The following is a 20,897-nucleotide window of genomic DNA, read 5'->3' as shown; positions in this document are numbered from 1 at the left end:
GGGGGGGGCAGTAGACCAATGTGGGGTAGCGAGCCCTGTGCTTTGAGGAGGCCCCAGCCATGAACCAAGACAGCTTGTCGCCGCACCACCCCGCGAGGAGGGCAACGCGCGGGAGGGCTGCGTTGTTGGTGGCGGTTGCGCTGGTGGCGGCTTTGTTGGGGTCTTCTGCGGTCGGGCCGGCTGCGGCGCAGGACGATCCGGCTGCGGCGCAGTCCGCTATGGCGTCTTTGGGCGGGACGGTCTCTGCTCCTGTGGGTGTGTCCACGGACGGTGTGGTTGTGTCGGTGGTGGCTTTCTGCTGGGGCGGCTGCGATGGCGGGGGGCAGACCGAGGGTTCCGCCGGGCGCCCGCGGCCTTTGGAGGCGGTGGAGTTCCTCGGCGAGGCTGGGGTGGACAGCTCGGGCCGGTGGTCGATGACCGTGGCGGAGCCGCAAAGCCAGCGTGTGAGTCATGTGAATCTGCTGGTTTGGGATGAGGGCGGTGTGCTCGCTCCCCGTTATTACTTCGTTTGGGATCCCTGGGGGGGCGTCGAGTTCGGCGATGTCGACATCGGCGACGCCGATGTCGAGCTCGAGGCCGGCGGCTGGGTGTCGGGCCGGTTCTCCACGTCTGATGGCGGGCCTCCGCCCGGCGGCGACTACGCGCTATGGGGCAGCGGCGACTGGCTGCTCGACGTCGACCCCCAAACCGGCGAGTTCACCTCCCCGCCGGTCCCCCCCGGCACCCACCGCATCGCCCACGCCTACCACGGCGAAGGCTTCCTCGGCCACAACGCCGCCGCCGAAGTCGAGGTAGCCGCCGGCGAGACCGCAGACGCCGGCACCGTGCAAATCCAACAGGCCGGCCGCATAACCGTCGCGATCGCCGACGCCGACGGCCAACCCCTCCAAGGAGTCGCCGTGTCAGGCGAAATATCCTCCCAAAACCCCTACTGGTCCATGCCCGGCAGCCCCTTCGGCACCAGCGGAACAGGATACTTCTGGGCCGCCACCGGCGACGACGGAACCCACACCACGCAAAACCTGTACCCCGGCGACTGGCAAATCGAAACGAACATCGCAATCCCACAGCAATACACCGCCATCACCACCGGCTCCGCCCACACTTGCGCCATCGCCGCCGACCAGACCATAGACTGCTGGGGCAACAACGAATACGGGCAGGCCGATGCGCCCGACGGGCAATACACCGAAATCTCCGCCGGCGGCGACCACACCTGCGCCATCGCCGCCGACTACACCATCGACTGTTGGGGCAACAACTACTCCGGCCAGACCGACGCGCCCGACGGGCACTACACCGAAATCTCCGCCGGCGGCGACCACGCCTGCGCCATCGCCGCCGACCAAACCATCGACTGCTGGGGCTACAACAGCAGCGGCCAGGCCGACGCGCCCGACGGGCAATACACCGCCATCGCCGCAGGTCACCTACACGCTTGCGCCATCGCCGCCGACCAAACCATCGACTGCTGGGGCTACGACTTCTTTGGCCAGACCGACGCGCCCGACGGGCAATACACCGCAATCTCCGCCGGCAGCTCCTGCGCCATCGCCGTAGACCAGACCATCGACTGTTGGGGCTACGACTTCTTTGGCCAGGCCGACGCGCCCGATGGACAATACGACGCGCCCGATGGACAATACACCGCAATCTCCGCCGGCGGCGCCTGCGCCATCGCCGCCGACCACACCATCAACTGCTGGGGCAACAACGAATACGGCCAGGCCGACGCGCCCGACGGGCAATACACCGCAATCTCCGCCGGCGGCGTCCACGCCTGCGCCATCGCCGCCGACAACACCATCGACTGCTGGGGCAACAACAGGTACGGCCAGGCCAATGTGCCTGTGCCGGTCTTTGACGCCTCGGCGGAGGGGATAGCCGTCGCCCCCGGCGGAACCGTTGATTGCACTGTGGCATGGAATGGGGAACCAGAACTCGTCTGTAGCGGTGGGCAGGCCGGCGGCGACGGCGATTCCGACGAGACCGCCACCGACGACCCCTCCGACACCGGCGGCCGGGCATCGGGCCGGTTCACAGGTTCCGATGGCGGGCCTCCGCCGCCCGGAGACTACGCGCTATGGGGATGGGGCAGTGGTGACTGGCTGCTCGACCTCGACGTCGACCCGCAAACCGGGGTGTTCACCTCCCCAATCGTGGCCCCCGGCGAGTACAGCCTCGCCCACGGCAACCACGGCGGCGGCCACCTCGCCAACAACGACGCGGCCCGAATCGAAATCGCCGCCGGCCAGACCGCAGACGCCGGCACCGTTCGAGTCCAACAGCCCGGCCAGATAATCGTCTCAATCGCCCACAGCGACGGCCAAGCCCTCCAAGGCATCCCCGTCTCAGGCGGAGTCACCTTCCAGAACCCCTACCAGATGATGCCCTCCAGCCCCTTCTACAACACCACAGGAACAGGAGTCTTCGGGGCCGCTACCGGCGACGACGGGGCCTACACCGCGCAAAACCTCTATCCCGGAGACGACTGGCGAATCATAATGAAGCTCCCAACCGACGGACAATACACCGCCATCGCCACCGGCCAATCCCACTCCTGCGCAATCGCCGCCGACAACACCATCGACTGTTGGGGCTACAACGGCAGCGGCCGGGCCGACGCGCCCGACGGGCAATACACCGCCATCGCAACCGGCGATGACCACTCCTGCGCCATCGCCGCCGACCAAACCATCGACTGCTGGGGCCTCAACCCTGCCGGCCAGGCGGATGCGCCTGACGGGCAATACACCGCAATTGCCGCCGGCAACGGCTACTTGTGCGCCATCGCCGCCGACCAGACCATCGACTGCTGGGGCTACAACGGGGAGGGCCAGGCGGATGCGCCTGACGGGCAATACACCGCCATCGCAGCCGGCTGGGACCACACCTGCGCCATCGCAGCCGACAACACCATCGACTGCTGGGGCTACAACGGGGCGGGCCAGGCGGATGCGCCTGACGGGCAATACACCGCAATTGCCGCCGGCACCGGCTACTCGTGCGCCATCGCCGTCGACAACACCATCGACTGCTGGGGCTACAACGACGACGGCCGGGCGGATGCGCCCGACGGGCAATACACCGCAATCTCCGCCGGCGACGGCTACTCGTGCGCCATCGCCGTCGACAACACAGTCAACTGCTGGGGCGAAAACGACTACGGCCAGGCCGACGCGCCTGACGGGCAATACACCCAAATCGCCGCCGACTACTCCCACTCGTGCGCCATAACCGTCGACAACACCATCGACTGCTGGGGCTATAACAGAGACGGCCAGGCAACACCCATCGATTCGACAACCTTGGAGTTGGAGGGAGTAGCCGTCGGGTCGGGAGGGACAACCACAGTGCATATCACCGTTTCCGACAGCGGCGTGACCACCACCGACGTCAGCAGGACCTCCGGCGACAGCGCTTCCGACGAGACCGACACCGACGATCCCTCCAACACCGGCGGCGGCGAGGGCTCCGGCGGTACTGAAACCGAAGGCGATGGCGACCCCTCCGGCGAGACCGACACCGGCGACCCCTCGGGCGAGGCTGAACCCGAAGACGGGGGCGAGGGCTCCGGCGAGGCCGAACCCGAAGACGGGGGCAAAGACTCCGGCGAGGCTGAACCCGAAGACGATGGTGCGGCGGAGCGTTGCTTCGCAGTGCACCAGTTCGGGGCTGAGCCGGTGGATGTGGCGAAGTCTGCTGACGGCGAGGCTGTGTTGGCTCAGCTCAGCTGGGGTTTCCACGACAGCATCGGCTGCTACCTCACCCTCGATGAGGCCGCTTTGGGCGTGCTCCAAGATGCTGCGGCGCCCGAGGGGTTCCCCGCCGGGGACGCGGGGGCGGCCCAGCGGTGCTTCGGCCACCACAAGTTCGGGGTCGAGCCGGTGGATGTGGCGAAGTCCGCCGACCGCCAAACCGTTTTGGCCCAGGTCAGCTGGGGCTACCACGAGAGCTTCGGCTGCTACCTCGCCCTAGACCCCGCCGCCACAGCCGCGCTGCGCGCCGCGCACACCTAGCGCGCGCACTGGCTCGAATCGGGTTTTCAGCAAGCGGGGCGCCGCCTGCTTCAACTTGGGCGACTTCGTGTCAGCAGAGTCCGACTGGCTACGGGCCCAATGGCTTTTGCCCGGCGGGCCCACATCGGTCGACAACCTCGAAGTGCTGCGCCAACGGCAAGGCGCTGGCCGCTGACGCCCGTACGCAGATTTGCGGGGGGGGGGGGGGTTGTACGACCATGATGGCCGTCAGTGCCCGCCTTTTTCAGGAGAGTTCCCGCCATGTTCTGTTATAGCGAGTCGCCGGCAAACACCAGCGGGGCCGCAGGCAGTATGAGGGCCGCGTTGTTGGTGGCCGTCGCGCTGGTGGCTGCTTTGCTGGGGTCTTCTGCGGCCGGGCCGGCTGCGGCGCAGGACAGCGCGGCCACCTTCAGCGGCACTGTCGCCGCCCCGAGCGGCGTGTCGACCGCCGATGTGGCGGTCACGGTGGTGGCGGGATGCTGGGGGGAGTGCGCGGCCGGGCTGGCCGATGACGGCTCCCAACGCCCCCGGCCGCTGGAGGGGTATTCGGTAGTGTACCTCGCCGAGACCGGAGTCGACAGCTCGGGCCGGTGGTCGGTGACCGTCACAAGAGGCGAAAACCTGGAAAACCTGACGCTGATGGTCTGGGACCGCAGCGCAAACCTCGCTACCCGCTTCATCGACGGCTACGGCTATGAGCAACTGTGGAGTTGGGAGTCGCTGTCAGGCATCGACGTCGAGCTCGAGGCCGGCGGCCGGGTGTCGGGCCGGTTCACGGGCTCCGACGGCGGGCCTCCCCCCGACGGAGACTACGCGCTATGGGGCAGCGGTGACTGGCTGCTCGACGTCGACCTCCAGACCGGCGAGTTCACCTCCCCGCCGGTCCCCCCCGGCACCTACCGCATCGCCCACGGCAACCACGGCGCAGGCCACCTCGCCAACAACGCCGCCGCCGAAGTCGAGGTAGCCGCCGGCCAGACCACAAACGCCGGCACCGTGGAAGTTTTGCGGGCAGGACGCATCACCGTTGCAGTCGCCGACGCCGACGGCCAACCCCTCCAAGGCATCCCCGTCACAGGCTGGATCACCTCCCAGAACCCCTACCAGTCGATGCCCCCCAGCCCCTTCTACACCACAGGAACAGGATTCTTCCAGGCTGCTACCGGCGACGACGGGACCCACACCGCGCAAGACCTCTACCCCGGAGACGACTGGCAAATGACAGTGCATATCCCAACCGACGACCGATACACCGCCATCACTGCCGCCGTCAACCGCACCTGCGCCATCGCCGCCGACCAGACCATCGACTGCTGGGGCGGCAGCTGGTACGGCCAGACCTACCCGCGCGATGGCCAATACACCGCCATCGCCGCAAGCAACGACCACGCCTGCGCCATCGCCGCCGACCAAACCATCGACTGCTGGGGTGGCAACTGGAGCGGCCAGGCGGACGCGCCCGATGGCCAATACACCGCCATCGCCGCAGGCGCCAACCACGCCTGCGCCATCGCCGCCGACCAAACCATCAACTGCTGGGGCCTCAACCCTGTCGGCCAGACCGACGCGCCCGATGGCCAATACACCGCCATCGCCACAGGCGGCGACTACACCTGCGCCATCGCCGCCGACCAGACCATCGACTGCTGGGGCTCCAGCTGGTACGGCCGGGCCGACGCGCCCGATGGCCAATACACCGCCATCGCCGCAGGCGGCAGCCACGCCTGCGCCATCGCCGCCGACCAAACCATCGAGTGCTGGGGCAACAACGGGGAGGGCCGGGCGGACGCGCCCGACGGGCAGTACACCGCCATCGCCGCAGGCGGCAGCCACGCCTGCGCCATCGCCGCCGACCAAACCATCGACTGCTGGGGCTGGAACAGTGACGGGCAGACCGACGCGCCCGATGGCCAATACACCGCCATCGCCGCAGGCGGCAGCCACGCCTGCGCCATCGCCGCCGACCAAACCATCGACTGCTGGGGTAACATCTTGGGCCTCCAGTTAACACCTCCCAGTGTGACAACGTCGATAACCTTGGAGGGAGTACCCGTCGGGTCGGGTGGGACAACCACGGTGCCTGTCACTGTTTCCGACAGCGGCGAGACCACCACCGATGTCAGCAGGACCTCCGACGAAGACGATTCCGGCGAGACCGCCACCGACGACCCCTCCGACACCGGCGACGACCAAGACAGCACCGGCCAAACCGAACCTGGCGACGACCAAGACAGCACCGGCCAAACCGAACCTGGCGACGACCAAGACAGCACCGGCCAAACCGAACCTGGCGACGACCAAGACAGCACCGGCCAAACCGAACCTGGCGACGGCGCATCTGATCCGACTGACATCGAAGACGACAGCGACGGCGGCACCGAACCTGGCAACGGCGACGCTTCCGGTGAGACCGGCGGCGGCACCGAAGACACCGGCGACGGCGCTTCCGACCCGACCGACACCGAAGAAGACACCGGCGACGGCGGCGCGGCGGAGTTGTGCTTTGGGGTGCATAAGTTCGGGGCTGAGCCGGTGGATGTGGCGAAGTCCGCTGACGGTCAGGCTGTGTTGGCTCAGCTCAGCTGGGGCTACCACGACAGCATCGGCTGCTACCTCACCCTCGATGAGGGCGCTTTGGGCGTGCTCCAAGCCGCTGCGGCGCCCGAGGGGTTCCCCGCCGGGGACGCAGGGGCGGCCCAGCGGTGCTTCGACCACCACAAGTTCGGCGCCGAGCCGGTGGATGTGGCGAAGTCCGCCGACCGCCAAACCGTTTTGGCCCAGGTCAGCTGGGGCTACCACGAGAGCTTTGGCTGCTACCTCGCCCTAGACCCCGCCTCCACAGCCGCGCTGCGCGCCGCACACACCTAATCCTCCAGTGCCTACTCTTTGGCGAACCATCCGGCGAGCCATCCGACGCATCGCGGCGACGATGGCCGTCGTCTTGGTGCCGGCCCCTTGCCCAACCATCCGCAGGTGCAGATAACGCCATTACCGTGAAGATCACCGCGCGAACGGGCGCTGACTGGCTGCGAAGAGCTTCAGTGGCTGGCGGGGTCACGATCAACCTCGGGGTTCTGGCCTTCTTCTCTTCCAAGGCCCAAACTCGACAAATACACATCTGCAAGGACCAACGTCGATCTGCGTAGGTCCTTTCCGGAAGAGGGGCTAAGCCTCCAAGATCGAGATTGCCTTCTCGACTGACCGGCGGGCTCGGGTCAGCTTCTTTTCTTCCTCGGGGCGGGTTGTGGCCCCTTCTTCCACCGCGTCGCGCAGTGCTGACATGGCCAGGTCGTCGAGTTGTTCGGCGATCTGCTCGAGCTGGGTGCGGATGTGCTCAACGGTCACTGTCCAAAACCTCGTCCACGATTTCCAGGGGGTGGCGCACTGCCACTCCGGCGTTGGCCAAATGGATGGTGCAGCCGGGGTTGGCGCTGGCCACGATAGTTGCGCCAGAGCGCCTTATGGCCTCCAGCTTGCGCTCTCGAATCGACGCCGCCAGATCCGGTTGCATGGCCGCATAGGCGCCACCGGCCCCGCAGCACAGGCCGTCGTCGTCCAGGGTCACCACGTTGGCGTAGCGGGCCAGTACCTCGGCTACGGGCTCATGCGCCCGCTGCACATGGCGCAGATGGCAGGGGTCGTGAACCGCCACGGTCAGTTCCTCAGCCTGCTCCCCCACCAATGGCAGTCGGTCGGCATGGGCCGCTAGCCACTCGTGGACGTCCAGCACCCGCTCGCTGAAGGCAATGGCCTCTAGCGTGCCCAAGTGCTTGCCATACTCCTTGAGGGCGGCCCCGCATCCCGCCGAGTCCACCAGAATCGGGGCCGAGCCGTCCAGAGTCTTCATCGTTCGCACCGCCAATGAGCGGGCATGGTCATCCAAGCCAGCGTGGAGCGAAAGCGCTCCGCAGCACGCGGCACCGGCACCGGGCAGAGCCACCCCGGCCCCAGTTGCTTCCACCACCCGCTTCACCGCCGCATGGGTCGACCGCTGCCAGGCGTCCATCACGCAACCGGTGAACAGCCACACGTCGTCGCCCGAAGCTTGAAGCCGATCTTGTCGCAGGGGAATCTTGGGCAACCCCAGCCTCTTGGATGGCACTAGCCGCAGCCGCTGGGCCACGGCCAGCATCCGCGACAGCAGGTTCAGCAGTCGAGGACGTCCGAGAAGCCGAAACCTCCACCGACGCCAGTCCACCCGCCGCTGACGGTTCATTTCGGCCTGAGTGGCTTCCATCATCGAGCCGAACGGCACCCCCGACGGACAGGCCGGTTCGCAACCCCGGCACTGCACACAAGTGTCCATCGAAGACAAGAACGCCTGGTCGATGGCCGCGCCCTGATCCTGCACCTGGCGCATGGCGCTGATTCGCCCCCGGGGCGAGGCCCACTCTTCACCGGTTACCCGAAACGTCGGGCAGTGAGGCAAACACAGCCCACACGCCACGCACGAGGCCAGTTCCTCAGGATTGATTCCCAGTGAGACCCTTGCACTCATGCCGCCGCCAGCGGGTCGCGCCCGGGGTTGAGACGACCTCGGGGGTCGAACTGGGCTTTCAGCCGCCGGTGCAGCGAAATAACCGCGGGGTCGGGCTCGGAAAGTGAAATCGGCTCCGACACATAAGCCGATCCGGTGCCGACCTGCACCACATAGTTGCCGGGGAATCCCTCGGCCTTCAGCGCGCCTGTCGGTACCCGATAGGCAGGCAAAGGCGGCGGTCCATCGGTTGGCTCGCAGCCCAGCGACCGAGCCAGATCAGTCTCGGCCTCCACATCCGACTCATGGCCCTCCAGATGGACCCAAACCGTGTTGCCGTCCCACAGGATGGACGACGGGCTGAACAGGAGGCGACGCAACTCCACCGGATCGCACGGCCCCGCTAGCCATCGCTGGGTCGCTGGCCGGGGCCAGGTGCGCAGAATCACTTCCCCCAGCAGCCCTAGTGTGCCCAGCGATCCCACCAGCAGGCGGCATAGGTCGAAGCCCGACACGTTCTTGACCGTCGGGCCGCCTGCGGTGACCAGGCGGCCGTCGTCGGCCACATAGACCGCTTCCAAAAGGGCGTCGCGAAGCCGCCCTCGGCCCAGAGCATGCTCATCATCGCGTCCCACGGCCAGCACACCGCCCACGGTGGCTCCTGGTAATACCGGCAAGTTGGCCCGCTGCCCGGCCTCGGCCAGCGCGGTGTCGAGTTCCTCAGCCGGCGTACCGGCGCCCACCCGAATGGTCATGTCGGCCGGGTCAAAACTCCGCACTCCCACCGGAGCCCGCATCAAGCGGGTCTCTTCGGGGCACCGCCCCCCCACCTCCCAGTGGGTACGTCCGCCGACCACAGCCACTGGGCCATCTGCCCCCACCTCGGCGGCGAACGACTCCAGCGCTTCTCCGGCCTCCCCGCCGGTCACCTATCCCCACACTCCTTCGGGCACTTTCTCGAGCGCGTTCACGTCGGCGCAGCTGGCTCCGGTGGGCAGCACTTTGCCGGGGTTGGCCATCTCGTCAGGGTCGAACGCCTGACGCAACCGGGCCTGGGCGTCCAAGTCGGCCTCACTGAACATGAGCGGCATGAAATCACGCTTCTCGATACCGATGCCGTGCTCGCCCGACAGCACCCCACCTGCGGCCAAGGAGGCCTCGATGATGGCCGATCCCGCGGCGTGAACCCGGTCCATGATCCCCGGCTCCCGGCGGTCGTAGAGCAGCAACGGGTGGAGGTTGCCATCGCCGGCGTGGAACACGTTCATTACCTGCAAATCGTGCTCTTCGACGATCTCGTATACCTGGTTCATCACCTCGGCCAGTCGAGTTCGGGGCACCACCGTGTCGTGCAGGTAGTAGTTGGGCTTTATCTGGGCGATGGCGCCGAACGCGCTCTTGCGGCCCTTCCATATCAAAGCTCGCTCGTTGTCGTCAGCTGCTCGACGGACGCTCCCGCCTCGCTCAACAGCCAATTCAGCCACCCGATCGGCCTCAGCCGCCACCCCGCCGGGCAGCCCATCAACCTCCACAATCACCACCGCGGCCGCATCGGTGGGAAAGCCAGCCCCCACAAAGTTCTCCACTGCCCAGATGATGTTCTTGTCCATCATCTCGATGGCCGCGGGCACGATGCCGTCGGCGATCACCGCGCTCACCGTCTGAGCCGCCTCGTCCACCGAGTCGAAGGCCAGCAGCAGGGTCTGCACCGCGGGCGGGTTCGGAGTGAGCCGCACTGCGATGCTGGTCGTGATTCCGAGCATTCCCTCCGAGCCCACATACGCCCCCCGCAGGTCCAACCCAGGGGCCCAGCCGTCGGGGTCGCCCAGCACCACGGCCTCGCCCGACATGAGAACCACCTCTGCGGCCAGCACATGGGCACTAGTCACTCCATGGGCCAGGCAGTGGGGACCGCCGGCGTTGGTGCCCACGTTTCCACCCAGCGAACACACCTGCTGGCTGGAGGGATCGGGAGCGAAATGCAGGCCATACTCCGCCACGGCCCGGCTGAGGTCCAGGTTGATCATGCCCGGCTGGACCCAGGCCACCCTCTGATCCGCATCCACCGATAGCAGGCGGTTCATCTTGGTGGTGACCACCACCACCGGTTCATCCAAGGGCACTGCCCCCCCGGCCAAACCGGTGCCCGCCCCTCGGGGAACCACCGCCCGGCCGTTGCGCCGCGCCGCATCCACACAGCCCTGTACCTCTTCAGTACTGATCGGAAAGCACACCGGACCGGCCTGGCCCCCCTCGAAGATCGAGGCGTCCCGGCCCATGATGGAGCGCTCCAGAGTGGCGGCCCTAACCCGGTCGGCAGGCAGTACTTGGCAGAGATCCTCCACAAGGGGGTCTTTACCAGTGGTTCGAAGAAACCTCATCGGCCAGTAGGATACCGGCAGTGAGACCGACAGGATGCAAGCACTCCAAGCTCTTCTAGGCGGAAGGATCGCGCGATCAGGAGTGGGGCTGCTGGCCTCCTTCCGGCCGAGACGGGCCTTCCCGGCGATGATGGTGCTCTCTATCCTCACCGGAGCTTTGGTGGGATTGTTGGTGGCCGGGTTCGAGCAACTGACTGTCGAGGTGCTGTTGGAGCGCATTCTGCATGGCCCTCTGTGGTGGCAGGCGGCGGCTCCAGCAGTCGGCCTGTTCGCCGCGGTGGCCATTTTGCGCTATATCGGGCGGGGCGCCACCCCGTCGACCTCCGACGAATACGTGCGGGCCTTCCATGAGCGCCACCCCCGATTGCCCCTCTCCCAGCTTCCCGCCAAACTACTGGCCGGCGTGGCCACCATCGGCCTGGGTGGCTCGGTGGGACTTGAGGGCCCTTCGGTCTATGCCGGTGCCACCGTCGGCCACAGCACCCAGGGTCTGTTCGGCCGGTGGCTGCGTCGGGAGGAAGCCAAGTTGCTGCTCACCGCGGGGGCAGCCGCTGGCATAGCCGCGGTGTTCAAGACCCCGGCCACCGGGGTGATCTTCGCCCTGGAGGCGCCCTATCGCGATGACGTGGCCCGCCGGGCGCTGCTGCCGGCGCTTCTGGCCTCCGCATCGGGCTACCTGGTGTACGTGGCTGTGCTGGGCACCGACCCGGTTATCGATCTGGGCAGCCATACCGGAAATCTCAGCATCATCCATTTGGGCGGGGGCGCGCTGCTCGGCCTGGTAGCCGGGCTGGGCGGTCGGGGATTCGCCTGGCTGGTGCGCCAGGCCAAGGAATTGGAGCGGCAGTACCCCGTTGGCGTCAGAATCCTGCTCGGCGGTGCGGTGCTGGCTGGACTGGTGGTGGCTACCGACGCCGTTTTCGACCAGCCTTTGAGCCTGGGCCCCGGTGTGGAGGCCACCGAATGGCTGCGAGACGGAGAGCACACGCTGCTGCTCATCGGCAGCCTTCTGGTCTTCAGGGTGGTCGCCACCCTCACCACCGTGGGCGCCGGGGGTACCGGCGGTTTGTTCATACCCCTGGCTGTCCAGGGAGTGATCGTGGGCAGCTTCGTGGGCCAGGCCATGGGGGTGGCAGACATCGGGCTGTACCGCACGCTGGGGCTGGCGGCCTTTTTGGGTGCCGGATATCGGGCGCCCATAACTGCGGTTATGTTCGTGGCCGAGAGCACCGGAGCGTCGGTGTTCGTGGTCCCCGCGCTGATAGCCGCCGCGGTGTCGCAGCTGGTAGTCGGATCCAGCTCGGTGGCTTCCTACCAGCTTGAGAAACGAGAGGGGCTCGTCGAGCGCCGGCTCGCCTTGCCGCTCACCTCCGCGCTAACCACCGACACCCTCACCGTGCCCCCCGATGCCACGGTGAGCGAGCTGGTGTACATCCACCTTCTCGGCCGACGCGAGCGGGAAGTTCCGGTGGTCGACGGTGGTTCGTACCTCGGGATGTGCGGCCTAGAGCAGATGAGCGAGTTGGAGCGCGATCTTTGGAACGACACGCTGGTCGCCGATATCGCCCGACGCGATCTGCCCACGGCCCGTCCTTCGTGGACGCTGCGCGACGCGGTGGCCCAGATGGATGGCTACGACACCGATCAACTTCCGGTGACCGACGACGACGGCACCTTCATAGGAGTGGTGCGAGCCGACGACATCCTTAGATTGGATGAGATCCTGGACGAGACCGAAGGCGTATGACCAGGGTTTTTGGGGCTGTCAGCTAGGAAAGAGCTCGTCGACGCTATCGGTTGAAGGGTTATCCCGGTATTCGCACCAAGGCTTGGCACCCACCTTGACTAGGCGGCACTCCTCCCCGGGAATTGCTCCACACTCCACGCACGGGTCCTCGTTCTCCTTGAACATAACGTCGAAGTCGTCGCTTGTGTGCTTCAGCGCGCGGGCTTCTTCGTAACGACGGTGGCGTCCCTTTTTCATGGGCGGCTCCGCTAAATCGAGCCGGCGGCATTTTCGGCACCGGCATTAGAGGGTACTTCGCCCCCCTAAGCTTTCATGCGGGCCAGTCTAACCACTCCGCTCCCAGCTTTTGCACACTGCCAGCATGAACTGGCCGGATGGAGGCCTGATTGTGGGAGCTGGGATGACCAGCCCCTCAGGCGTCGAGCACTCGGTGACGAGCCTCTTCGGCGCTGACCAGCGGCCGATCGGTGGACCACGGAAAGTTGATCCACTGGTCGGTGCGCTTCCACACGTAGTCGCATTTCACGAGGGAATGGGACTTTTCGTAGAGCACGGCTGAGCGCACGTCGCCGACTCGGTCCACACAGAAGTCGTAGACCATCTTGAGGGTGTGGCCGGTATCGGCCACATCGTCGGCAATGAGGATCTTGGAGTTGCGGTGGTCCACCAGGTCGACGGCCGGCGGAAGCATCACTGGAACGGGAAGCCGCTCGTCCACCCCGGTGTAGTATTCGCAGTTCATCACGTAGATGTTCTTGATCGACAGGGCGTAGCCCAGCGACCCAGCACAGAACAGGCCACCCCGGGCAATGGCCAAGATCATTTCAGGCCGATAGCCGTCGTCGGCCACCAACGCGGCCAACTCCCGCACTGCATGGCCATACGAGGCCCAGTCCAGCCATTCCCGGTCTGTCATCTTGCTGACCAGCTTCCTATATCGGGCGCCCCGAGCGCTCCTCCAAGACCAGTTTGCCTTGGCTGTCGAAGGCTACTGCCGCGGTTCCGTCCAAAAGCTGTTGAACAGGCGCCGCGACGATATCGGCTCGCCACCCCCTCAGCGCCCGGCAGGCCGGGTCGCCCCGGAGCAGTGCCTCGATATCGCTTCGGGTGGCCACCAGGGTGGGGTCGAGGTCGGCTTCCGCGGCGTGCTGGGCCGCCCACGAGGTGATGAGGTTGACCGCCGGCTTGAGAGACGGATCCAGTTTGGGCGTTTTCTCGCGGGGCTCGATTTCGAGGTCTGCGCCTCGAATCTGGTCGAGGAAATCCAACAGTTCTTTGTCCGCTCCCTTGCGGAGGTTACGCGGTTCCACGCCGCGGATGTCCCGCAGCTGGCTGAGTGTTCGCGGTAGGCGCTGGGCGACCGCTGCCACTCCCAAGTCCGACAGAATATGGCGAACAGGCTGGTTTATGTGGGCGGCGTATTCCTCCCGCCATTTGGCCACCGCCTGGGCCAGTGCCCGGGGCCGGCCCTCCATGCGGCGGACCTCTTTGATCCGGAGCCACGCCTTGTCGGAGGTCCGCCCTGCGTCGGCCCGCTCCAGCAAGAGGGCGCACTCCTCTTCGGCCCATTCCAGGCGCCCCCGGGCCCGCAGCTCCTGGTGCAGTATGTCGCTGATCTCCAACAAGCGCTCCACGTCGGCCGCGGCGTAGGTCAGCATGGAATCGGGCAGCGGTCTTTGGAACCAGTCGGACATGCGGGCTTCTTTGGGCAGGTCCACTCCCAGCAGGCGCTCATGAAGCGAGGCCAGCGATGGAGTGTGGTATCCGATGAATCCTGCCCCGATCTGGGTGTCGAATATGCGGCGGGGTTGCGTGCCGCACTCGTGTTGGAGAACTTCTAGGTCTTGCTCGGCGGCATGGAGCACCGCCAGGCCCCCTCCCTCCAGCAGCTCGGTCAGCCCTGCGATGGGCGCTTCCAGCGGGTCGATGATGGCCAGCTGGTCCCGCCAGGCGATTTGAACCAGTGCCACCCTGGGGTAGTAGGTGCGCTCGCGGTGGAACTCGGTGTCCAGGGCATAGGCTTCGGCGGCCGCGGCATCGGCCACCACCGCCGCCAGCTTGCGCCGAGAGGTGATCGGTTCGGGGGGGGCGGAATCGTGTCTCAATCGCCTGGCGGCCCGGAGTCGTAGGGGTAGCCAGCTTCTATCCACCCATTGGTTCCGCCGGCCACGTTGGTGCACGACCAGCCATGGGCAGTCAGATACTCAGCGGCCTTCAGGCTTCGCCCGCCCAAGGCGCAGATCATGTACAAGTGCTGATCGGGCAGTTCTCGGGCCCGTTCGGGGACGGTGTCCAGGGGAATGAGGGTCGCGCCGGGCACACGGGCTTCGGCGTATTCCTCGGGCTCGCGCACGTCGATGAGCACTATGTCGTCTGACAGCAGTGCGGCCAGCTCCACCACTCCGATCTCAGGGATTTCCACCAGGCTGAGGTTAGTGGCCCGATCAGAGGTCTTCGGGACCGTCGAGGTCTGCCACCGCCGGCGGAGAAGCTGGCACGTCGACAACGGTCACCTCATCTAGCAGCGAGGCAACGGCGCGCTGGCCGGATTCGAACAAGCTCTTGGCCAGCCCAGCTGATCCAGAGTCGATGGCCAGGGGCAGGTAGTGGCGGCGCTGGTCGGTGAAAATCGCCGCCGAGGGAGCAGCGGCCGGCAGCGCCTGGCGGACGGCCTGCACCAGGACAGCCACGTCCACGGTGCTGATGGCAGGAATATCGCAGGGCAAGATCACCGTTATTGGATGGCGAGCTTGGCCGAGTGCAGTGGCCACTGCACCCAGCGGACCCTCACCAGGCCAGTCGTCGGCTACGTGCTGGGCATCGACGGCGGTCGCGGCCCATTCCAGCCGGGGATCAGTCCCACCAACGATTAGGCGTTGCGAGGCTTCATCCAGTGCGGCCAGGGCACTGGAAATCAGCCACCGCCCCTCCACCTCGATGAACGCCTTATCGGTGCCCATTCGCCGGCTCTGACCTCCGGCAAGCACTGCACCAGTGAATTCAGTGGAGATCTCTATCCCCCATAGTTCATGCGGGTGTCCTCCATGCGGAGGACGGGGGTGTCCTCGTCGGCCTGGAAGCCGCAGTCCACCACCTCGCCGATGAACAGGGTGTGGGCCCCGGTGACAACTGCGTCGCGCACCTCGCAGTCAAGATAGGCGGGGGCGCAGTCCAAGATGGGCGCGCCGGTGACCCCGTCGCGGAACGCGAAGCCGTTGAGGGTCATGGCCGCAAGATCCACCTCGACCGGTTTGGTGAACTTTCGAACGATGGCCCGGTCCTCGCGGGAGATGGTACACAGGCTGAACACCTTGCCCTCGGTGATGAGCTCGTGGGTGTAGGCCGGATGCTCCACTCCGATCCCCACCAGCTTGGGCTCGAAGGCCAGTTGTGTAGCCCAGTTGAGGGTCATGCCGTTGCGGCGCTCCCCCGCTCTCGACCCCACCACATATAAGCCGTAGGGCAGGCTCCACAACACCCGCCTACGAAGGCGGTCGTACGATTCTTGGACTTCGGGATCATCCCCGACATGTTCGGGAAACGGGCCTACGACACCGGTGCCGCCTGGCGCCGCCATATCAAGCCTCCAGATCTCGGGGGGGCCACGATGGGTCGAGCTGGTGGAGAAACAATCGGCAGCGCTCTTCTTCGTCTTGTTCGCCGATGGCGGCGGCAGTGGCCTGCAATCCAGCCAATGACCGCAGAAAGCCCCGATTAACTTCGTAGGCCCAGCGCACATAACCCGACCCCCGCCAGCCGTTCTGGCGCAGTCGGTCAAGTCCCCGGTGGTAGCCCACCCGGAAAGCGGCGTAGGCCTCGGCGTCGTCTCGTGCCAACTGTCCCAGCCGGGCCCAGCCGTCCAAGAAGCGGGGGAACTGGGCCACTACTTCGGCCACCTCATCCCTTCTGCGCTCCTCAGGCAGGCTCATTGCCTCGGCCAGGGAGGCCACCGCTTGGGGCGGCTCAGGGTCCAAAATCGTCTCTGGCGGCCCCGACCGAGTGAGATTCACCGGTGCATCGCTCATGGCTGCAATCCTTCTATGGTCAGTGGACGCGCACCAAGCGCAGCACGTCGGTGGCCTCGGTCATGCCGGCCACCACCGCCACCACATCACCGGCTCCGACGTGACCTGTCTCTTTGGCCATGTCTAGGGCCTCGGCCACCCGGGCCTCATAGCTGCCCACCTCGCAGGCCAGCATGGGGGTAACTCCCCAGCTCAGCGTTAGCTGTTGGACGGTGCGTTCCGAGGTGCTGAAACCCAAAATGGCTGCTTGGGGGCGGAAACGGGCCATAGAGCGTACGGTGAATCCGGAGGCCGAAATGCACACGATGGCCGCCAAGTTGAGCTCGTTGGCCGCGGTAGCTGCCGCGCCGGTCATGGCGTCAGTCACAGATGTAGGGGCGTCCACGTCGGTCATGCGCAACCGGCGGATGTTCTCCCCCCAGCGCACATAGTCGAACTCTTCGTCGGCCCGCTCGGCGATGCGGGCCATCGTGGCCACCGTGGCCGCTGGGTGGGCACCGATGGCGGTCTCAGCCGAGAGCATGACCGCACTGGTGCCGTCGAATACCGCGTTGGCCACATCGGATACCTCGGCCCGGGTCGGGGTCGATGCCTGGACCATGGAATCCAGCATCTGGGTTGCGGTGATCACCGGCAAGCCGCCCGCGATGCAATCCCGGATGATTCGCTTTTGAAGGTGCGGGGTCTCTTCCATCAGGCACTCGGTGCCCAAATCGCCGCGAGCCACCATGATTCCCGCCGAGGCGTCAATTATGTCATCGAGATTCTGCACGGCTGCTTGGGTCTCGATCTTGGCGATAACCAGCGGGCCAGTGGGATGGGGCTCGACGCCGACCCGGCGGATGTCGTCGCCTGACCGAACGAACGAGACGGCCACCATGTCCACCGAATAGCTCACGAATGCGTCCAGATTCCGCAGATCTTCCGGTGTCGGCGTGGACATGCTGAGCCGGTCAGACGGGATGCGGAACCCGGGCCGCCCATGGATCACGTCGCCGTGGAGGACTTGGGCCGCAGCCTTGTCGGCGGAAATGTCGACTATTTCCAACAGCACCTGCCCGTCTCCGAGGGCCACTTGGTCGCCGATGGCAATATCGTGAAAGAGGTTCTCGTAGTCCACCTCCACCACCTCGGCGGTGCTCAGGTTGTCGCCGACCCTGATCCCCACCTGGGAATCGGCCCGCAGCTCCACGCCTTCCTGGCCAAAGCTGGCCGTGCGCACTTTCGGACCAGGCAAGTCCACCAGGACTCCCACCCGCCGGCCTGCTTCTTGGGCCACCTGCCGCACGAGGTGCATTCGCTCTAGGGCCTCCTCAAGCGTTCCGTGGGCTAGGCCGATGCGAGCCACGTCCATGCCAGCGTCCACCATGGCTCGCAGTACTTGCGGGGATTCCGACGCCGGGCCAATCGTGGCGATGATTTTGGTGCGTCGGGTCACAGCCTTTAACGCTACCGCCCGATCAGGCTGATCTTGCGGTCTAGCAGGGCTGGTGTAGCTGCGGCTACCGGTGGGTTCGGCTAGTTCATGCGGGCCCGGGCGCGGACGGCCAACTGCCGAAGCTGCTCCTCATCGTCATTCTCCGCGGCCTCGGCTAGTGCCTCGAACCGGCGGGCCGCTACTTCGAACCGTCCCCGCTCCATGCTGATCAGACCAAGCTGTTTGGCCTCCTTAGCAGTGGCCGAGGGGCAAATCGTCCGCAACTCCAGTACCCACTCCAGATTGGCGTAGTCCCGGCGCTGGGCGTAGATGGCCCGAAGATTCCCCAGTATCCGCTCCATGATCGACGAATCGTCTACCGGGGCCAAGAATGCAGGGTGAAATCCCTTCTGCCCTCCGGTGATCTGGTGGAAGAGTTCTTCGCAGCCCTGGGCATTGAGCAACGCGCCCCCGGCGAACACGTCGATATAGGTGTCGGGCTCGTTCCGGTCCCGGATCAAGAAGTGGCCAGGCAGTCCGATTCCCTCGAACTCATAGCCCATGCGGGCCCCTACCGTGATGGTCAGCACGGCGAGGCTGATGGGGATCCCGGTGCGCCGGCGCATGACCTCGTTGAGAAACGAGTTGCGGGGGTCGTAATAGTCCGACCGGTTGCCGTGGAACCCCAGCTCGCTGAACAGCGAGTGCAGCATTTGGCTCCGACTGGAGTGGTCGCAAGAATCGGCGAGAGAGTCCAGTCGGTCTAGCTCAGCGTCGAAGTCCATATCCGGACAGCCGTGGGCGGCAATGCACAGAGCCCCCTCATGGAGGGCGAATTCATCCTGCTCAAGCAGATTCCTGAATCTCTCAGCCGGCTCCCAACCCACAGACAGTGAATCTATCCCGGCAACTACGCTTTCGCTGGTGTCCGCTTGGCAGTTCTTAGATCACGAGGGGCCGATACCCATCGCCCACCGGGGCGGGGCCGCGGAGGGGCCGGAGAACACCATGGCCGCGTTCTCAGCCGCCGTCGACCTTGGCTATCGCTACCTGGAGACTGATGTGCACGCCACCCGCGACGGGGTACTGGTGGCATTCCACGACGAGGGCTTGCAACGGCTCAGTGGTCGTCCGGAGGCCATCGCCGAATTGGCCTGGCGAGACTTGGAGACCGTGCGAGTGGGCGGAGAACAAACCATTCCCCGCTTCGAGGAACTGCTGGAGGCCTGGCCCGATGTCAAGATCGCGGTCGACCCCAAACACGACCAGGCCACTGAACCGCTTATCGACACCCTGCATCGGGCCAACGCCATCGACCGGGTGTGCGTCGGATCATTCTCGGGGCGCCGACTGGCCACCGCCCGGCGCCTGGGCGGGCCACGGCTGTGTACCGGTCTCAGCCCAAAGGAGGTCGGGCGGCTCCAAGCCGCGGCCGCTGGTCTGCCCCTACGCATCAAGGCCGGGGCCTGTGCCCAAGTGCCCCCCACGGCCAAGGGCGTGCCAGTGGTTCATCGACGGTTTGTCGATGCCGCTCACCGTCAGGAGGTAGCGGTGCATGTGTGGACTGTGGACGATGCCGACGAGATGCACCGGCTGCTGGATTTGGGAGTGGACGGCATCATGACCGACCGCCCCACCGTGTTGCGCGATGTGCTCATTGCCCGCGGCACCTGGTCTTGAGGCTCTGATCCAAGGCCAGAGTATCTGTGGTTAATTTTAGGTTTCCTGGGGATTTCTACTCACAGCAGTGGAAAACCCTGTGGATTTTATTTTTCCCCTTGACCTGGTCTTATAGCGCGCTATGGTGTGCCCACCTACCAGAGACAAGCGGAGTTAGCTGAAAGAGCAGGAGCCCGAAAGGGCGAGAGTTCGACAGAGTTCCGCAGGACCGCTGGAACGGGCCGAGGAAGTCGGTGGCACCACCGAAAGCCGAGGGCCGGGAAGGAGGCCAGGTGCCGCGAGGAACTGGGAGGTAGGGACCGGGTAGCCGGAGGGCGCAAGCCAGCCAGAGCGCCGGGACCGAACGGGACGGCCCCGAGAAGTCGACCGGTTTCGGCCGGGAGGCTACTCGGGGCCTCCTACTTTTCGAGGTTCCTGTTGCTCTGGGTCTCCTGTTCTTTTGCGCCGGAACAGTAGGGTGAGCGCGGTGAGCGGACCCGCGGTCGCACTTCTGCACGGGCTAGCCGGTTCGGCCCGGCGAACCTGGGGGGACAACGCCTGGATCGATCTGTTGGCCGACGCTGGCCGCGAAGTGATCGGCGTCGACCTGATGGGACACGGCACCGCCCCCAAGCCCCACCATCCCGAGGGCTACGCCGAATTCGAGCAGCACGTGATCGACCGCTTCCCCGACGAGCCCATCGACGCCATCGGGTTCTCGCTGGGGGCCTACACCCTTTTGTCCATTGCCTCCCGGACGCCCGAGCGATTTCACAAGCTGGTGGTATCCGGGGTGGGCAAGAACCTGTTCGAGCGAGACGAGGGCCACAGCCGCATGATCCTGCACGCGGTGACCGGCGAGCCCGATCCCGAGAATCCCGAGGCACTCCACTTCTCCACCCTGGCCGACGACCCCGAGGCCGACCGGGAGGCCTTGGCCGCGCTGATGGCCAGCCGCACCGCCTTCGACACGAGCTGCTTGGCTGATGTCGCCGTGCCCACCCTTGTGGTGGTGGGCGACAAGGACTTCGCCTACCCCGCCGACCAGCTCGTGGACGCCCTTCCCGACGCCCGCTTGGTGGTTTTGCGGGGCATAGACCACTTCGCCACCCCCAAGTCCTTCGACTTCATCGACGCCGCCCTGGACTTCCTCGACGCCCGGCCCTTCTAGA

The 20,897-nt window shown here is 66.0% G+C and carries 17 protein-coding genes; 5 read left to right on the top strand and 12 right to left on the bottom strand.

The genetic code is table 11. The features are described from left to right. Nucleotides 1–128 precede the first annotated feature (128 nt). Together ACOOGG_RS05315 and ACOOGG_RS05310 are read left to right on the top strand one after the other, a co-directional pair. Nucleotides 129–4,019: a hypothetical protein gene (locus ACOOGG_RS05315; RefSeq protein WP_420433388.1), complete on the top strand. Its 3,891-nt coding sequence runs from the start codon at nt 129–131 to the stop codon at nt 4,017–4,019. Between the two features lie 261 nt (nt 4,020–4,280). Further along, nucleotides 4,281–6,887 (top strand): hypothetical protein, encoded by a 2,607-nt coding sequence (locus ACOOGG_RS05310; protein ID WP_420433030.1) that lies wholly within the window; start codon nt 4,281–4,283, stop codon nt 6,885–6,887. A gap of 297 nt (nt 6,888–7,184) precedes the next feature. Here the strand turns inward: ACOOGG_RS05310 and ACOOGG_RS05305 are convergent, their stop codons facing one another. The 4 genes from ACOOGG_RS05305 to ACOOGG_RS05290 are packed head-to-tail and all read right to left on the bottom strand — an operon-like array spanning nt 7,185 to nt 10,877. After that, on the bottom strand, nt 7,185–7,364 hold the full coding sequence (locus ACOOGG_RS05305; protein ID WP_420433028.1) for a hypothetical protein: 180 nt from the start codon (nt 7,362–7,364) through the stop codon (nt 7,185–7,187). Next, complete coding sequence (locus tag ACOOGG_RS05300) at nt 7,354–8,517, bottom strand: (Fe-S)-binding protein (RefSeq protein WP_420433026.1); 1,164 nt, start codon at nt 8,515–8,517, stop codon at nt 7,354–7,356. Before ACOOGG_RS05300 ends, ACOOGG_RS05305 begins: the two co-directional genes overlap by 11 nt. Then, nucleotides 8,514–9,425: an FAD-binding protein gene (locus ACOOGG_RS05295; RefSeq protein WP_420433024.1), complete on the bottom strand. Its 912-nt coding sequence runs from the start codon at nt 9,423–9,425 to the stop codon at nt 8,514–8,516. The genes ACOOGG_RS05300 and ACOOGG_RS05295 overlap by 4 nt, the downstream gene beginning before the upstream one ends. Next, nucleotides 9,426–10,877 carry an FAD-binding oxidoreductase gene (locus ACOOGG_RS05290; RefSeq protein ID WP_420433022.1) on the bottom strand — a complete coding sequence of 484 codons (1,452 nt, stop codon included), beginning with the start codon at nt 10,875–10,877 and terminating at the stop codon, nt 9,426–9,428. A gap of 127 nt (nt 10,878–11,004) precedes the next feature. Here ACOOGG_RS05290 and ACOOGG_RS05285 point away from each other — a divergent pair, with 127 nt between their 5' ends. Beyond that, a complete protein-coding gene (locus ACOOGG_RS05285; RefSeq protein WP_420433020.1) occupies nt 11,005–12,624 on the top strand; it encodes a chloride channel protein in 1,620 nt (539 codons plus the stop codon). A 412-nt stretch (nt 12,625–13,036) separates the two neighbouring features. Here the strand turns inward: ACOOGG_RS05285 and ACOOGG_RS05280 are convergent, their stop codons facing one another. The 8 genes from ACOOGG_RS05280 to ACOOGG_RS05245 all read right to left on the bottom strand — a co-directional run bounded on the left by ACOOGG_RS05280 (nt 13,037) and on the right by ACOOGG_RS05245 (nt 18,953). Then, the gene (locus tag ACOOGG_RS05280; RefSeq protein ID WP_420433018.1) at nt 13,037–13,540 is read right to left on the bottom strand and encodes a phosphoribosyltransferase; all 504 of its coding nucleotides are present in this window, start codon (nt 13,538–13,540) and stop codon (nt 13,037–13,039) included. Between the two features lie 16 nt (nt 13,541–13,556). Then, on the bottom strand, nt 13,557–14,729 hold the full coding sequence (locus ACOOGG_RS05275) for a ribonuclease D (RefSeq protein WP_420433016.1): 1,173 nt from the start codon (nt 14,727–14,729) through the stop codon (nt 13,557–13,559). Then, nucleotides 14,726–15,046 carry a rhodanese-like domain-containing protein gene (locus ACOOGG_RS05270; RefSeq protein ID WP_420433014.1) on the bottom strand — a complete coding sequence of 107 codons (321 nt, stop codon included), beginning with the start codon at nt 15,044–15,046 and terminating at the stop codon, nt 14,726–14,728. Before ACOOGG_RS05270 ends, ACOOGG_RS05275 begins: the two co-directional genes overlap by 4 nt. Before the next feature lie 22 nt (nt 15,047–15,068). Continuing rightward, nucleotides 15,069–15,611 carry a molybdenum cofactor guanylyltransferase gene (gene mobA, locus ACOOGG_RS05265; protein ID WP_420433012.1) on the bottom strand — a complete coding sequence of 181 codons (543 nt, stop codon included), beginning with the start codon at nt 15,609–15,611 and terminating at the stop codon, nt 15,069–15,071. Between the two features lie 26 nt (nt 15,612–15,637). Then, on the bottom strand, nt 15,638–16,201 hold the full coding sequence (locus ACOOGG_RS05260) for a flavin reductase family protein (RefSeq protein ID WP_420433010.1): 564 nt from the start codon (nt 16,199–16,201) through the stop codon (nt 15,638–15,640). 1 nt (nt 16,202) lies between these two features. Beyond that, on the bottom strand, nt 16,203–16,649 hold the full coding sequence (locus tag ACOOGG_RS05255) for a DUF3151 family protein (protein WP_420433008.1): 447 nt from the start codon (nt 16,647–16,649) through the stop codon (nt 16,203–16,205). A 19-nt stretch (nt 16,650–16,668) separates the two neighbouring features. Further along, nucleotides 16,669–18,087: a pyruvate kinase gene (gene pyk, locus ACOOGG_RS05250; RefSeq protein WP_420433006.1), complete on the bottom strand. Its 1,419-nt coding sequence runs from the start codon at nt 18,085–18,087 to the stop codon at nt 16,669–16,671. 80 nt (nt 18,088–18,167) lie between these two features. Next, the gene (locus tag ACOOGG_RS05245; RefSeq protein WP_420433004.1) at nt 18,168–18,953 is read right to left on the bottom strand and encodes a SirB1 family protein; all 786 of its coding nucleotides are present in this window, start codon (nt 18,951–18,953) and stop codon (nt 18,168–18,170) included. Between the two features lie 37 nt (nt 18,954–18,990). On the opposite strand from ACOOGG_RS05245, the gene ACOOGG_RS05240 reads away from it, so the two are divergent. Both ACOOGG_RS05240 and ACOOGG_RS05235 read left to right on the top strand, forming a co-directional pair. Then, nucleotides 18,991–19,746 (top strand): glycerophosphodiester phosphodiesterase, encoded by a 756-nt coding sequence (locus ACOOGG_RS05240; protein WP_420433002.1) that lies wholly within the window; start codon nt 18,991–18,993, stop codon nt 19,744–19,746. A gap of 466 nt (nt 19,747–20,212) precedes the next feature. Continuing rightward, on the top strand, nt 20,213–20,896 hold the full coding sequence (locus ACOOGG_RS05235; RefSeq protein ID WP_420433000.1) for an alpha/beta fold hydrolase: 684 nt from the start codon (nt 20,213–20,215) through the stop codon (nt 20,894–20,896). Nucleotide 20,897 lies beyond the last annotated feature (1 nt).

The sequence above is a fragment of the Candidatus Poriferisocius sp. genome, from assembly GCF_965214065.1.
Taxonomy (GTDB): Bacteria; Actinomycetota; Acidimicrobiia; order Acidimicrobiales; family Bin134; genus Poriferisocius.
This window is presented reverse-complemented; position numbering and strand designations above follow the sequence as displayed.